Source organism: Streptomyces sp. NPDC006283, assembly GCF_040613325.1.
Taxonomy (GTDB): Bacteria; Actinomycetota; Actinomycetes; order Streptomycetales; family Streptomycetaceae; genus Streptomyces.
The window spans coordinates 1-14,445 of sequence record NZ_JBEXRZ010000030.1 but is presented as its reverse complement, the minus strand read 5'-3'; the positions used below and the strand labels follow the sequence as shown (position 1 = coordinate 14,445).

Here is a 14,445-nt window from a genome sequence, read left to right as displayed (position 1 = left end):
CTGATACGGCCGGTGCAGATCACAAGGAGAAACCCATGCCGCGTCCCACCAAGGGAGCCCGTTTCGGTGGCAGCGCCGCTCACGAGAAGCTGCTTCTCGCGAACCTGGCGAAGTCGCTGTTCGAGCACGGCCGCATCACCACGACCGAGGCCAAGGCCCGCCGCCTGCGTCCGGTCGCCGAGCGCCTGATCACCAAGGCGAAGAAGGGCGACATCCACAACCGTCGCCTGGTGCTGCAGACGATCACGGACAAGGGCATCGTGCACACGCTCTTCACCGAGATCGCACCGCGTTACGCGGAGCGTCCCGGCGGCTACACCCGCATCACCAAGATCGGCAACCGTCGTGGCGACAACGCCCCGATGGCTGTGATCGAGCTGGTCGAGGGTGAGATCGCGAAGAAGGCGACCGTCGCCGAGGCCGAGGCCGCGACCAAGCGTGCGGTCAAGGAGTCCGAGGCCAAGGCCGAGGACACCAAGGCCGACGAGGCCGAGCCCGCCGCCGACGCGGCCGGTGAAAGCGCGAAGGACGCCTGAGCCGCGTTCTGAAGGCTGACGGACGGGCCCGTATTCCCCTCGGGGGTACGGGCCCGTTCTGCTTGAGAGGATGGATCGCGTGAGCGACGAGGTGGAGCCCGGTCACGTCCGGGTGCGGCTGGATCTTTCGTACGACGGCAAGGACTTCTCCGGCTGGGCGAAGCAGGCCGGCGGGCGGCGTACCGTGCAGGGCGAGATCGAGGACGCGCTGCGCACGGTGACGCGCTCGTCCCGTACGTACGAGCTGACGGTCGCCGGGCGTACGGACGCCGGCGTGCATGCGCGCGGGCAGGTGGCGCACGTGGACCTGCCGGAGGACGTCTGGGCCGAGCACCGCGACAAGCTGCTCAAGCGGCTCGCAGGGCGGCTCTCACGCGATGTGCGCATCTGGACCGTGGCCGAGGCGCCGGAGGGCTTCAACGCGCGGTTCTCGGCGATCTGGCGGCGGTACGCGTACCGTGTGACGGACAACCCCGGTGGCGTCGACCCGCTGCTGCGCGGCCATGTCCTGTGGCACGACTGGCCGTTGGACGTGGCGGCGATGAACGCTGCCGCGCAAGGGCTGGTCGGCGAGCACGACTTCGCGGCCTACTGCAAGAAGCGTGACGGCGCCACGACCATCCGTACCCTGCAGCAACTGTCCTGGGAGAGGGACGCCTCCGGGGTCGTCACCGCCACCGTGAAGGCCGACGCCTTCTGCCACAACATGGTGCGCTCGCTGGTCGGCGCGCTGCTGTTCGTCGGCGACGGGCACCGGCCCGTGGAGTGGCCCGCGAAGGTTTTGGCCGCGGGGGTGCGGGACTCGGCCGTCCATGTCGTGCGACCGCACGGGCTCACGCTCGAGGAGGTGGGCTACCCGGCGGACGAGTTGCTGGCCGCCCGCAACCTTGAGGCCCGCAACCGTCGTTCGCTGCCGGCCGCTCGTGCCGTCCCGCTACTGGGCGGGTGCGCCGGCTGCGGCTGAGGCCTGCGCCTCGCCGCGGCGCCTGATCTGGCGGAACGTGAACTCGCCGAGGTCGTCGCCCGTCTGGTACGCCGCGGTGTCGCCCTTGGTGACTGACTTGGCCTTGGTGTAGCCGGTGACGGTGGCGTAGAAGTACCGCCCGTACGAATTGAAGGTGGACCGGCAGACCGGGCCGCCCTTGCAGAACGAGGGAACGCCGGAGCCCGTCAGAGGCACCACGCTGCCCGACGCCTGCTCCACGGCCTTCTTTGCCTTCGCCTCGTTCTCGAAGGTCGCCACGCCGATGGTGACCGCGATGCCGTCCTTGCTGTAGGTGGCGCGGAAGACCTGGTCGCAGCCGTTCTTCTCGAGAACGGAGCCGAGGGCGCCCTTGGTGACGGAGCCGCAGTTGCCGGTGCGTGACGTGGCGCCCTTGTCGTAGACACGGTCGCCCATCGTCAATTTCTTGCCGGGGAAGAGGGATTCGGCGCTCAGCGGCAGCGTGTCCTTCTTCCGCTCGGAGATGAAGTCCTTGGGATTCGGCGGGGGCAGCGGGGCCACGGACGAGAAGGACGGCTCCGGCTGGCTGGTGTCCGTGGGCAGTTCGGGCGGCGCGGGAAGACTGGAGCTCTTGTCGGAGGCGCTGTTGTCGCTGTCCTTGTTGGACGAGACGATGGCGGTCGCGACGGCGCCGGCGACGAGCGCGGTCGCGAGCGCGCCGCCACCGATCATGAGCCAACGCCGACGGCGGGCACGGGCGGCGGAGGCGTCGGCGAGCGCGGCCCAGTCCGGTGTGCCCGCGTCACTGTCGGAGCGGCTGCCGAACGCGTCGAAGGACTGCTGACCGTACTGCCCCTGGCCGTACTGGTTCTGCCCGAATTGGCCCTGGCTGTTCGGGCCCTGGCCGTACGGGTCCTGGTTCTGTCCGCCGGAACCCCACTGAGGTCCCCCGTGCCCAAAGCTCATGCCGCGCATCCTAAACCTGTTGGGCGAAACCGGGGTCGGCGGTCAGAATCGGGCCATGGGACATGTGGAAGCGGCGCATCTCGAGTACTACCTACCGGATGGGCGGGTGCTCCTCTCGGATGCGTCGTTCCGGGTCGGTGACGGCGCGGTCGCGGCCCTGGTGGGCGCCAACGGCGCCGGCAAGACGACGCTGCTGCGGCTCATCGCGGGGGAGATCCAGCCGCACGGCGGCTCCGTCACCGTGAGCGGTGGGCTCGGGGTGATGCGCCAGTTCGTCGGCTCCGTCCGCGACGAGCGCACGGTCCGGGACCTGCTCGTGTCGGTGGCCCAGCCGCGGATCAGGGAGGCGGCGGCCGCGGTCGACGCCGCCGAGCACGCGATCATGACCGTCGACGACGAGGCCGCGCAGATGCGGTACGCGCAGGCGCTGAGCGACTGGGCGGAGGCGCGCGGGTACGAGGCGGAGACCGTCTGGGACATGTGCACCATGGCGGCGCTCGGTGTGCCGTACGAGAAGGCGCAGTGGCGCCAGGTGCGGACGCTGTCCGGGGGCGAGCAGAAGCGGCTCGTGCTGGAGGCGCTGCTGCGCGGGCCCGACGAGGTGCTGCTGCTCGACGAGCCCGACAACTACTTGGACGTGCCGGGAAAGCGGTGGCTCGAGGACCGGCTGAAGGAGACCCGCAAGACGGTCCTCTTCGTCTCCCACGACCGGGAGCTGCTGGCGCGGGCGGCCGAGCGGATCGTGGCCGTGGAGCCCGGCCCTGCCGGGGCGGACGTGTGGGTGCACGGAGCCGGCTTCGCCACGTTCCACGAGGCGCGGAGGGAGCGTTTCGCCCGCTTCGAGGAGCTGAAGCGGCGCTGGGACGAGGAGCACGCCCGGCTGAAGGCCCTGGTGCTGCGGCTGCGGCAGCAGGCGGCGAACAGCCCCGACATGGCCTCGCGGTACCGGGCCATGCAGACGCGCTTCAAGAAGTTCGAGGAGGCGGGCCCGCCGCCGGAGCCGCCGCGCGAGCAGGACATCACGATGCGGCTCAAGGGCGGACGGACCGGCGTGCGGGCGCTGACCTGCACCGATCTCGAGCTCACCGGTCTGATGAAGCCGTTCTCCCTGGAGATCTTCTACGGCGAGCGGGTCGCGGTCCTCGGCTCGAACGGTTCCGGGAAGTCGCACTTCCTGCGGCTGCTCGCGGGGGACACGGTCGCGCACACGGGGCAGTGGAAGCTCGGCGCGCGCGTGGTGCCCGGCCATTTCGCCCAGACCCACGCCCACCCGGAGCTGCTGGGCCGCACCCTGGTGGACATCCTGTGGACGGAACACGCCAAGGACCGGGGCGGGGCGATGTCGGTCCTGCGCCGGTACGAACTGGAACGCCAGGGCGACCAGCCCTTCGAGAAGCTGTCGGGCGGCCAGCAGGCGCGTTTCCAGATCCTGCTGCTGGAGCTGGAAGGCACCACGGCACTGCTCCTCGACGAGCCGACGGACAACCTGGACCTGGAGTCCGCGGAGGCGCTCCAGGAGGGTCTGGAGTCGTACGAGGGCACCGTCCTGGCGGTGACGCACGACCGCTGGTTCGCGCGCTCCTTCGACCGGTATCTGGTGTTCGGCTCGGACGGTGTGGTCCGGGAGACGCCGCAGCCTGTGTGGGACGAGCGGAGGGTCGAGCGGGCGCGGTAGCTCCGCCGCGGGAGCGGCCTGCGGAGGGCGAGCCGGACCCGGTTTTGACCCGCCGGGTGCTGCGCGGGTATTCTGCTGGTTCGTTATGCGTATTGGCTTGCTCTATCTCACGTGAGGGGCCCTTACGCCGGTCCACCGGGCCGATGACCAGCGGCAGGCATTCGGGTTGCGTCCCCGCGTGCCGCCAGGGCTGTCGTGATCGTCCGGGTGGCCTTGTCAGGACCACACTCACTGAAGAAGCGAAGGCTACGACCGTGCGTACGTACAGCCCCAAGCCCGGCGATGTGACGCGCCAGTGGCACATCATCGACGCGCAGGACATCGTCCTGGGCCGTCTGGCGACCACCGCCGCTACCCTTCTCCGGGGCAAGCACAAGCCGATCTACGCGCCGCACGTTGACGCTGGTGACTTCGTCATCATCATCAACGCGGAGAAGGTGCACCTCTCCGGCAACAAGCGGACCCAGAAGATGGCGTACCGCCACTCCGGCTACCCGGGTGGTCTGCGTTCCATCCGTTACGACGAGCTGCTCGAGAAGAGCCCCGAGAAGGCCATCGAGAAGGCCGTCAAGGGCATGCTCCCCAAGAACACCCTGGGCCGTCAGATGCTCTCGAAGCTGAAGGTCTACGCGGGCGAGAACCACCCGCACGCTGCTCAGCAGCCGGTCCCGTTCGAGATCACCCAGGTCGCGCAGTAAGTCCGGCCACCCCCTAAGACGAAAAGAATCTGAGGAGAATCGTGGCCGAGACCACTGTTGAGACCCCCGTCGAGGGCGAAGAGACCTACGCGGAGGTCACCACCTTCGAGTCGGACGCCCCGGTCGAGGGTGAGTACACCTCCGAGTCCATGGCTTCCCGCTTCGGCGAGCCCCAGCCGGCTGCCGGCCTGGGCCGCCGCAAGAACGCCATTGCCCGCGTCCGGATCGTTCCGGGCACCGGCAAGTGGAAGATCAACGGTCGCACCCTCGAGGACTACTTCCCGAACAAGGTGCACCAGCAGGAAGTCAACGAGCCCTTCAAGGTGCTCGAGCTCGACAACCGCTACGACGTCATCGCCCGCATCTCGGGTGGCGGCGTCTCCGGCCAGGCCGGCGCCCTGCGCCTCGGTGTGGCCCGTGCGCTGAACGAGGCGGACGTGGACAACAACCGCGGCGCGCTCAAGAAGGCCGGCTTCCTCTCCCGCGACGACCGTGCGGTCGAGCGCAAGAAGGCCGGTCTCAAGAAGGCCCGTAAGGCCCCGCAGTACAGCAAGCGCTAAATCGCAGGCTGCCTGCAGATCCCTGTACGGCTTTTCGTTCGCCCCGGCGGCACTCGTGCTGCCGGGGCGTTCGTTTATCGACTGCCTCGGACGAGAACGGTCCGAGCATTCAGCATTCTCGGAGGACAACTGTGGGACGACTCTTCGGTACGGACGGTGTACGTGGTGTCGCCAACGCCGACCTGACGGCGGAGCTCGCGCTCGGTCTGTCGGTCGCGGCGGCGCATGTGCTCGCCGAAGCGGGTACGTTCGCGGGCCACCGCCCGACCGCGGTCGTCGGCCGCGACCCCCGCGCTTCCGGAGAGTTCCTGGAGGCCGCCGTCGTGGCGGGCCTGGCGAGCGCGGGCGTCGACGTGCTGCGCGTCGGCGTGCTGCCGACCCCGGCCGTCGCGTACCTGACCGGCGCGCTCGGCGCAGACCTCGGCGTGATGCTCTCCGCCAGCCACAACGCCATGCCGGACAACGGCATCAAGTTCTTCGCCCGCGGCGGCCACAAGCTGGCCGACGAGCTCGAGGACCGCATCGAGCAGGTCTACGACCAGCACCGGACCGGCGAGCCGTGGGAGCGGCCGACGGGTGCCGGCGTCGGCCGTGTGACGGACTACGACGAGGGCTTCGACAAGTACGTCGCGCATCTCATCGCCGTACTCCCGAACCGGCTCGACGGCCTGAAGGTCGTCCTCGACGAGGCGCACGGCGCCGCCTCCCGCGTGTCGCCGGAGGCGTTCGCGCGGGCCGGGGCGCAGGTCGTCACGATCGGCGCCGAGCCCGACGGCCTCAACATCAACGACGGCTGCGGGTCGACACACCTGGACCTGCTGAAGGCCGCCGTCGTCGACCACGGCGCCGACCTCGGCATCGCGCACGACGGCGACGCGGACCGCTGCCTCGCGGTCGACGCGCAGGGCAACGAGATCGACGGCGACCAGATCCTCGCCGTCCTGGCGCTCGCCATGCGCGAGGCCGGGACGCTGCGCGGCAACACGGTCGTCGCCACGGTCATGTCCAACCTCGGCTTCAAGCTGGCGATGGAGCGCGAGGGCGTCGAGCTGGTGCAGACCGCGGTCGGCGACCGGTACGTCCTGGAGGCCATGAAGGCCCGCGGCTTCGGCCTCGGCGGCGAACAGTCCGGCCACGTCATCGTGCTCGACCACGCGACGACCGGCGACGGCACGCTGACCGGTCTGATGCTCGCGGCCCGTGTCACCGCGACGGGCCGTTCGCTGGCCGAGCTGGCGGGCGTGATGGAGCGCCTGCCGCAGGTCCTCATCAATGTTCCCGACGTGGACAAGTCTCGGGTGCAGACCTCCGCCGAACTGACGCAGGCCGTCACGGAGGCGGAGCGCGAGCTCGGCTCGACGGGCCGCGTGCTGCTGCGCCCCTCGGGCACCGAGCCGCTGGTGCGGGTCATGGTCGAGGCCGCGGACATCGAGCAGGCGCGAAGCGTGGCGGGCCGACTGGCCGACGTGGTGAAGTCCGCGCTCGGCTAGCGTCCTTCGTTTGGATCAGGCCGGAGCCCGGCATGATCCAAACGAGAGGCCCTGGGCCATGCGGACCACAGGGTGGAGGGCTCGTACGGTCACGTACGGGCCCTCTTCCGGCTCAGGTGCCAGGAGTGCTTCTGCGCGAGCAGCGTCAGCGTCCCGGCGAGGACGATGCCCAGCATGTTCAGCAGCAGCTGCTCGGCAGAGCCCCACGCCTGCTGGTACGAGCCGTAGCTGAAGGCGACGGCCGCGTTGGCTGCCGCCGGGACCGTGGTGACGGAGATCGCGACGCCGACCAGGGCGCCGGACTTCGCGGAGGTCAGCGACAGCATTCCGGCCGAGCCGGCCAGGAGCGCGACCACGAACGAGAACCAGTCCGGCCGGTAGATGAAGTTCGTGTTGGGGCGCTCGGCCTGCAGCATCGACTGCGCGAAGAGGTGCACCGAGTCCATGAAGTAGCTGAAGCCCACCGTCACCAGTATCGCCACGGCGAACCCGGCGATCAGCGCGATGAACGACCGCAGCGCGAGGCGCGGGGCGCGCTGGACGACGGCCGTGCAGAAGCCGGCCAACGGCCCGAACTCGGGTCCGACCGCCATGGCGCCCACGATCAGGATCGCGTTGTCCAGCACCACACCGCAGGCGGCGATCATCGTCGCCAGCGACAGGAACGCGATGTACGTGACGGTGAGCGTCGACTCCTCGTGCGTCGCGTCCGACAGGTGCTCCCACAGCACCGCGTCCGCGCCCTCGCCCGGGGCGTCCTCCTCGGCCTTGTCCGCGCGCTCCGACAGCGAGAGGTCGATGTTCTCGACGGCGATCGAACCGCACTCGTCGATGCCCAGCGCCCGCAGCCCCGTGAGCAGTTCGTCGCCCGCCTCGCGCGCCACGTCGCACAGCACCAGGTCGCCCTTGGGATCACGGGCGGCACCCGGGACCACCGCGAGATGCGCCGTGCCGACGGTCTTCTCGAGCAGATCGACCACTTCCGTGGTGCGGTCGGCCGGGGTGATCAGCCGTAGATGCAGCACGCAGGAACTCCTAGAGTTTGCGCAGTGACAGCCGCTGCACCTTGTGGTCAGGGCCCTTGCGCAGCACCAGTGTGGCGCGGCCGCGCGTGGGCGCCACATTCTCCAGCAGGTTGGGCTTGTTGATGGTGCGCCACATGGTGCGGGCGTAGTCGAGTGCCTCCTCCTCGGAGACCTGGGTGTACTTCCTGAAGTACGAGAACGGGTTCTGGAACGCCGTCTCCCGCAGCTTGCGGAAGCGGTTGAGATACCAGGTCTCGATGTCCTCCGCCCGCGCGTCCACGTACACGCTGAAGTCGAAGTAGTCGGCGAGACCGACCCGGGTGCGGCCGTCCTTGCCCGGCAGCGCGGGTTGGAGGACGTTGAGCCCCTCGACGATCAGTATGTCGGGGCGGCGCACGGTCAGGCGCTCGTCCGGAACGATGTCGTAGATCAGGTGCGAGTAGACGGGGGCGGTGACCTCGTCCTTGCCGGCCTTGATGTCGGCGACGAACCGGGTCAGCGCCCGGCGGTCGTACGACTCGGGGAAACCCTTGCGGGACATCAGGCCGCGGGCCTGAAGCTCCTTCATCGGCAGCAGGAACCCGTCGGTGGTGACGAGCTCGACCCGCGGATGCTCGGGCCAGCGTGCCAGCAGGGCCTGGAGAAGCCGGGCCACGGTCGACTTGCCGACGGCGACGGACCCGGCGACCCCTATGACGAAGGGCGTGCCGCGCTGCTCGCCGTGCCCGTTGCCGGCGTCACCGAGGAACGTGTTGAGCGCGCCGCGCAGCCCGGCGCTGGCCTGGACGTAGAGATTGAGGAGCCGTGACAGCGGGAGGTAGACGTCCCGCACCTCGTCGAGGTCGATGACGTCGCCGAGCCCGCGGAGCCGCTCGACCTCCTCGGCGGTGAGGGGCAGCGGCGTTTTCTCGCGCAGGGCGCTCCACTCCGCGCGGGTGAGGTCGACGTACGGCGTCGACGCGTGCTCGGCCCGGCGGTGGGCGCTTCGTGGCGGCGAAGTGATCACAGGGCCATTGTCGTGCGTACCGCTCGGTTATGGGTGGTGTGCTCGGTCACGCGGGATCGAGCGCCGTACCGGGCGAAGGTGGGACACCGGTGGGCGTTATCGTTCGGCTCAGCAGCAGCGATACGGGGCGGACAGGCGTGAGCCGGCCTCCCGGGAGGGGTCGCTGCGATCACAAGAAAGTCGTGCGAGATGCGAAGCACTGCTGTACGCCGTACCGCCCTGGCCGCCGCCGCGGCATCCCTGGTTCTCCTGGTCACCGCCTGCGGTGGCGACGGTTCGGGCGGGGACGGGGACACGAAGGACAAGGGCGGCGAGACCGGCGCAGCCGAGCCGGCGGCCAAGGCGCTGACCGTCGCCGAGCTGGAGAAGCTCGCGATCGCCCAGGGGGACGTGAAGGGTCACAAGGTCGCGAAGGCCGGGCCGCAGGACGACATCGCCGCCAAGGACGTCACCACCGACCAGGCCGAATGCCTGCCGCTCGCCCGAGCGCTGGCGGGTGTGCCGGTGGGCGAGCCTGGGGCGACGGTGAAGCGCAGGGCCACCGCCGAGCCCAAGGACGCCGGGAAGGACGCCGGTGACATGACGGAGGAGGAGCTCGGCGACGCGTTCACCGATGCCTTCGACATCACGACGACGCTGCTCGCCCTCTCCTCGTACGAGGGCAAGGGCGCGGCCGACGGCTTCGCGGCCCTGAAGACCGCGGGGACCGCCTGTTCCGGCGGCTTCACCATGACCGTGGCGGGCACGGAGCAGAAGGTCCAGAAGTTCGCCGAGGCCAAGGTCTCCGGCGGCGACGAGGCCGTGGCCTGGGCCATGACGGCCGACCAGGGCGGCGAGAGCCTGCCGTTCAACCTGGCCGTGGTCCGCAAGGGCGGCTCGCTCGTGACGTTCTCTTCGTTCAACCTCACCGCGCCCACCGAGAAGGGCGATCTCCCGCTGCCCACCGCCGTCATCGACGCACAGGCGGCCAAGCTCGGCTGACCTGCCCGCTCGCGCTCAAAAACGTAGGCTTCCGCCATGTGCGGAATCGTGGGTTACGTCGGCGGACAGTCGGCGCTCGATGTGGTCATCGCCGGGCTGAAGCGGCTCGAGTACCGCGGCTACGACTCGGCCGGAGTCGCGGTACTCGCCGACGGGGGACTCGCCGCGGCGAAGAAGGCGGGCAAGCTCGTCAATCTGGAGAAGGAGCTGGTGGAACGGCCGCTGCCGAGCGGGTCCACCGGCATCGGGCATACGCGCTGGGCCACCCACGGCGGGCCCACCGACGCCAACGCGCACCCTCACCTGGACAACGCGGGCCGCGTCGCGGTCGTGCACAACGGCATCATCGAGAACTTCGCCGTCCTGCGCGCCGAGCTGGCCGAGCGGGGCCACGATCTGCAGTCGGAGACCGACACCGAGGTCGTCGCCCATCTGCTCGCGGAGTCGTTCTCCTCGTGCGGCGACCTCGCGGAGTCGATGCGGATGGTGTGCCGGCAGCTGGACGGCGCGTTCACGCTGGTCGCCGTGCACGCGGACGAGCCGGACGTGGTGGTCGGCGCGCGGCGGAACTCGCCGCTGGTGGTGGGCGTCGGAGCGGGTGAGTCCTTCCTGGCTTCGGACGTGGCCGCCTTCATCGCCCACACGCGGTCCGCCATCGAGCTCGGACAGGATCAGGTGGTGGAGCTCCGCCGGGACGGAGTGACGATCACCGGTTTCGACGGGGAGCCGGCAGAGGTGCGGTCGTATCACGTGGACTGGGACGCCTCCGCGGCGGAAAAGGGGGGCTACGACTACTTCATGCTCAAGGAGATCGCCGAACAGCCCAAGGCCGTCGCCGATACCCTCCTCGGCCGCATCGACGCGTCGGGGGCACTGAGCCTCGACGAGGTGCGCATCCCGCAGTCCGTGCTGCGCGAGGCGGACAAGGTCGTCATCGTCGCCTGCGGCACGGCTTTCCACTCGGGCATGATCGCCAAGTACGCCATCGAGCACTGGACCCGTATCCCGTGCGAGGTGGAGCTGGCGAGCGAATTCCGCTACCGGGACCCGATCCTCGACCAGCGAACGCTGGTGATCGCGATCTCGCAGTCCGGGGAGACCATGGACACCCTGATGGCGCTGAGGCACGCGCGCGAACAGGGGGCCAAGGTGCTGGCCATCTGCAACACGAACGGGTCGACGATCCCGCGCGAGTCGGACGCCGTGCTCTACACGCACGCGGGTCCGGAGGTCGCGGTCGCCTCGACAAAGGCGTTCCTGACCCAGCTCGTCGCCTGCTATCTGGTCGCGCTGTATCTGGCGCAGGTCCGCGGCACGAAGTGGGCCGACGAGATCCGGGCCGTGGTCCGCGACCTGGCGCACATCTCCGGCGAGGTCGACCGGGTCCTGGAGACGATGGAGCCGGTGCGGGAGCTGGCCCGCTCGCTGGCCGGCAAGAACACGGTGCTCTTCCTGGGCCGCCATGTTGGCTATCCGGTCGCCCTGGAGGGTGCGCTGAAGCTCAAGGAACTGGCGTACATGCACGCGGAGGGATTCGCCGCGGGCGAGCTCAAGCACGGCCCCATCGCGCTGATCGAGGAGGACCTGCCGGTGGTGGTCGTCGTGCCGTCCCCTCGGGGGCGTTCGGTGCTCCACGACAAGATCGTCTCCAACATCCAGGAGATCCGCGCGCGTGGCGCTCGGACGATCGTGATCGCGGAGGAGGGGGACGAGGCGGTCGTGCCGTACGCGGACCATCTCGTATGGATTCCGGCGACACCGACGCTGCTCCAGCCGATGGTCGCCACCGTCCCGCTGCAGGTGTTCGCGTGCGAGCTGGCGACGGCCCGCGGCAACGAGGTCGACCAGCCGCGCAACCTGGCGAAGTCCGTGACGGTGGAGTGAACGCGTGATCATCGGGGTGGGGATCGATGTGGCCGAGATCGACCGGTTCGCCGCGTCGATGAAGCGGACACCGGGGATGGCCGAGCGGCTCTTCCTGGAAGGGGAGTTGCTGCTCCCGAGCGGTGAGCAGCGGGGGTACGCCTCCCTCGCCGCGCGGTTCGCCGCGAAGGAGGCGCTCGCGAAGGCGCTCGGCGCACCGGCCGGGCTGCTGTGGACGGACGCGGAGGTGTGCGTGGAGGATTCCGGCCGCCCTGCGCTGCGCGTCCACGGCACGGTCGCGGCCCGCGCGGCCGAACTGGGCGTGCGTTCCTGGCATGTGTCGCTCAGTCATGACGCGGGCGTGGCATCGGCGGTGGTCATCGCGGAGGGCTGACGCGGTGGCCCGCTGCGCGGAGCCCTTCCCCACCCCGCCCCTTCCCGAACCGGGCTTCGCCCGGGCCCCGTACTGCGCTCCGCGCGGTGTTTCGGAGGCGCTCCTCCTACGGCCTGGCGGCCGTGGGAGATGCCCCCAGCGGGGTTGGCTTTGTCAGCCCGGCAGGGGGCGCTCTCCCTGCGCCTGGCGGCGTGGGGACCCATCGGACTGCCGCGCCCTGACTCTTCCTACGGCCTGGCGGCGGTGGGAGGTGCCCCCAGGGGGCTGGGTTTGTCAGCCCGTTTGGGGGCGCTGTGCCTGCGGCTGGCGGCGTGGGGACCCATCGGACTGTCGCGCCTCTGACTCCTCCTACGGCCTGGCGGCCGGGGGGGGGGTACCCCCAGGGGGCTGGGTTTGTCAGCCCGTTTGGGGGCGCTGTGCCTGCGGCTGGCGGCGTGGGGACCCATCGGACTGTCGCGCCTGTGGCTCCTCCTACGGCATGGGGGCCGTGGGGGGTACTCCCAGCGGGGCTGGCTTCGTCAGCCCGTCCGGGGGCGCTCCCCCTACGCCTGTCGGCGTGGGAGGCGGCCCACGGCCCCCAGGCCGTAGGGGGAGTTTGAGGACACCGCGCGGAGCGCGGTATCGGGTCCGGGCGAAGCCCGGTTCGGGAAGGGGCGGGGAGAGGGGGCAAGCCCGCCGCAAGCGCCACCCACCCCCGCGGGCGCCCCATTCGGGAGGGGGCGGGGAGGGGGCAAGCCCGCCGCAGGCGCCACCCACCCCCGCGGGCGAGGGTGCGGCAGACTCGGGGGCATGCGTACTGCGTACAGCGTGGAGACGGTGAAGCACGCCGAAGCACAGCTCATGGCCGGACTGCCGGAGGGCGCGCTGATGCAGCGCGCCGCCGCAGGGCTGGCGGCAGCCTGCGCCGGACTGTTGGGGAGGGTGTACGGCGCGCGGGTCGTGCTGCTCGTCGGCAGCGGCGACAACGGCGGCGACGCCCTGTACGCCGGCGCCCGGCTGGCGCGCTGCGGGTCCGGGGTCGTCGCCGTGCTGCTGGCGCCCGATCGCGTCCACCGCGGCGGTCTGGCGGCGCTGCTCCGCGCGGGCGGGCATGTGGCCGACGACCCGTTCGAGGTGCTCGCCTCCGCCGACCTGGTGCTGGACGGGATCACCGGCATCGGCGGCCACGGCGGCCTGCGGCCGGAGGCCGTTCCCGTCGCGCGGGCGGCCCGCGGATCCGATGCCGTGATCGTCGCCGTCGACCTGCCCAGCGGCGTCGAGGCGGACACGGGCGAGCTGCGGGGCGAGGCCCTCCGCGCCGACGCCACCGTCACGTTCGGGGCGTACAAGCCGGGGCTGCTCGTCGACCCGGCCAAGGAGTACGCGGGCACGGTGCGGATGGTCGCCATCGGTCTGGAGGACCACCTTCCTTCCGTGCCCGAGTTGGAGGCCCTCCAACACGCGGACCTCGCCCGGCTGTTGCCGGTGCCCGCCGCGGAGAGCGACAAGTACCGGCGGGGTGTCGTCGGCGTCGTCGCCGGCTCCGCCCGCTACCCCGGCGCGGCCGTCCTCTCGGTCGCGGGCGCGCTGCGCGGCGGGTCGGGGGCGGTGCGGTACGTGGGCCCGGCGGCCGACGCGGTGATCGCCCGCTTCCCGGAGTGCCTTGTGCACGCGGGCCCGCCGAGGAAAGCCGGCCGGGTCCAGTCCTGGGTCGTCGGCCCGGGACTGGGCGAGAACGCGGACGCGGTACGGGAGGTCCTCGCCTCCGACGTGCCCGTACTCGTCGACGCCGACGGGCTGCGCCTGCTGGACGCCGCGGCGGTACGGGGCCGGGCCGCGCCGACGCTCCTGACGCCGCACGCGGGGGAGGCGGCGGCGCTGCTGGGCGTTCCGCGCGAGGAGGTGGAGGCCGCGCGGCTCGACTCGGTGCGGGAGCTGGCGGCGCGGTTCGGCGCCACGGTCCTGCTCAAGGGGTCGACGACCCTGGTTGCCGCGCCCGACCGTGAGCGGTCACCGGTCCGGGTCAATCCGATGGGCAGCTCGTGGCTGGCGACGGCCGGCAGCGGGGACGTGCTGTCCGGCCTTGCCGGTTCGCTGCTGGCCGCCGGCCTCGGCGCACGTGACGCCGGCTCGGCGGCCGCGTACCTGCACGGTCTGGCGGCCCGTCACGCGTCCGCGCAGGGCGCGCCGACCACGGCGCTCGAGGTGGCAGAGGCGCTCCCGGCCGCGTGGCGCGACGTCCGGGCACACGACGCCCGGTGGCAGCGGACGACCGAGGGCGGGGACACGGTGTTCACCGATACCGCGGGGGAGCGCCTGAACTTCGCCC

General features: G+C 70.9%; 13 protein-coding genes. 10 read left to right on the top strand and 3 right to left on the bottom strand.

Features of this window, described 5'->3' with window-relative positions:
- The first annotated feature begins 35 nt into the window (after nt 1-35).
- Nucleotides 36-536 carry a 50S ribosomal protein L17 gene (gene rplQ, locus ABZ070_RS09305; RefSeq protein ID WP_356631648.1) on the top strand — a complete coding sequence of 167 codons (501 nt, stop codon included), beginning with the start codon at nt 36-38 and terminating at the stop codon, nt 534-536.
- A 79-nt stretch (nt 537-615) separates the two neighbouring features.
- Complete coding sequence (gene truA / locus ABZ070_RS09300) at nt 616-1,500, top strand: tRNA pseudouridine(38-40) synthase TruA (protein WP_356631646.1); 885 nt, start codon at nt 616-618, stop codon at nt 1,498-1,500.
- On the opposite strand, the gene ABZ070_RS09295 is transcribed toward truA, so the two are convergent.
- Nucleotides 1,471-2,445 (bottom strand): hypothetical protein, encoded by a 975-nt coding sequence (locus ABZ070_RS09295; protein ID WP_356631644.1) that lies wholly within the window; start codon nt 2,443-2,445, stop codon nt 1,471-1,473. The two genes, truA and ABZ070_RS09295, sit on opposite strands and share 30 nt — an antisense overlap.
- 55 nt (nt 2,446-2,500) lie before the next feature.
- On the opposite strand from ABZ070_RS09295, the gene ABZ070_RS09290 reads away from it, so the two are divergent.
- The 4 genes from ABZ070_RS09290 to glmM all read left to right on the top strand — a co-directional run bounded on the left by ABZ070_RS09290 (nt 2,501) and on the right by glmM (nt 6,868).
- Nucleotides 2,501-4,120: an ATP-binding cassette domain-containing protein gene (locus tag ABZ070_RS09290; protein WP_356631642.1), complete on the top strand. Its 1,620-nt coding sequence runs from the start codon at nt 2,501-2,503 to the stop codon at nt 4,118-4,120.
- A gap of 254 nt (nt 4,121-4,374) precedes the next feature.
- The gene (rplM, locus tag ABZ070_RS09285; RefSeq protein ID WP_356631640.1) at nt 4,375-4,818 is read left to right on the top strand and encodes a 50S ribosomal protein L13; all 444 of its coding nucleotides are present in this window, start codon (nt 4,375-4,377) and stop codon (nt 4,816-4,818) included.
- Between the two features lie 41 nt (nt 4,819-4,859).
- Entirely contained in the window at nt 4,860-5,378 is a 519-nt protein-coding gene (rpsI, locus tag ABZ070_RS09280; RefSeq protein ID WP_356631638.1) for a 30S ribosomal protein S9, read from the top strand.
- A 131-nt stretch (nt 5,379-5,509) separates the two neighbouring features.
- A complete protein-coding gene (gene glmM, locus ABZ070_RS09275) occupies nt 5,510-6,868 on the top strand; it encodes a phosphoglucosamine mutase (RefSeq protein WP_356631636.1) in 1,359 nt (452 codons plus the stop codon).
- 89 nt (nt 6,869-6,957) lie between these two features.
- Here glmM and ABZ070_RS09270 read toward each other — a convergent pair whose 3' ends face one another.
- Complete coding sequence (locus ABZ070_RS09270; protein WP_356631634.1) at nt 6,958-7,893, bottom strand: DUF389 domain-containing protein; 936 nt, start codon at nt 7,891-7,893, stop codon at nt 6,958-6,960.
- 10 nt (nt 7,894-7,903) lie between these two features.
- Nucleotides 7,904-8,899 carry a type I pantothenate kinase gene (gene coaA / locus ABZ070_RS09265; RefSeq protein ID WP_356631632.1) on the bottom strand — a complete coding sequence of 332 codons (996 nt, stop codon included), beginning with the start codon at nt 8,897-8,899 and terminating at the stop codon, nt 7,904-7,906.
- Nucleotides 8,900-9,088: 189 nt separating this feature from the next.
- Between coaA and ABZ070_RS09260 the strand changes: the two genes are divergently transcribed.
- The 4 genes from ABZ070_RS09260 to ABZ070_RS09245 all read left to right on the top strand — a co-directional run.
- A complete protein-coding gene (locus ABZ070_RS09260) occupies nt 9,089-9,880 on the top strand; it encodes a hypothetical protein (protein ID WP_356631630.1) in 792 nt (263 codons plus the stop codon).
- Nucleotides 9,881-9,916: 36 nt separating this feature from the next.
- The gene (gene glmS, locus ABZ070_RS09255) at nt 9,917-11,764 is read left to right on the top strand and encodes a glutamine--fructose-6-phosphate transaminase (isomerizing) (RefSeq protein ID WP_356631628.1); all 1,848 of its coding nucleotides are present in this window, start codon (nt 9,917-9,919) and stop codon (nt 11,762-11,764) included.
- Between the two features lie 4 nt (nt 11,765-11,768).
- Nucleotides 11,769-12,137 carry a holo-ACP synthase gene (locus tag ABZ070_RS09250; RefSeq protein ID WP_356631626.1) on the top strand — a complete coding sequence of 123 codons (369 nt, stop codon included), beginning with the start codon at nt 11,769-11,771 and terminating at the stop codon, nt 12,135-12,137.
- A gap of 789 nt (nt 12,138-12,926) precedes the next feature.
- On the top strand, nt 12,927-14,445 hold a 1,519-nt coding region (locus tag ABZ070_RS09245), incomplete at its 3' end, for an NAD(P)H-hydrate dehydratase (protein WP_356631624.1).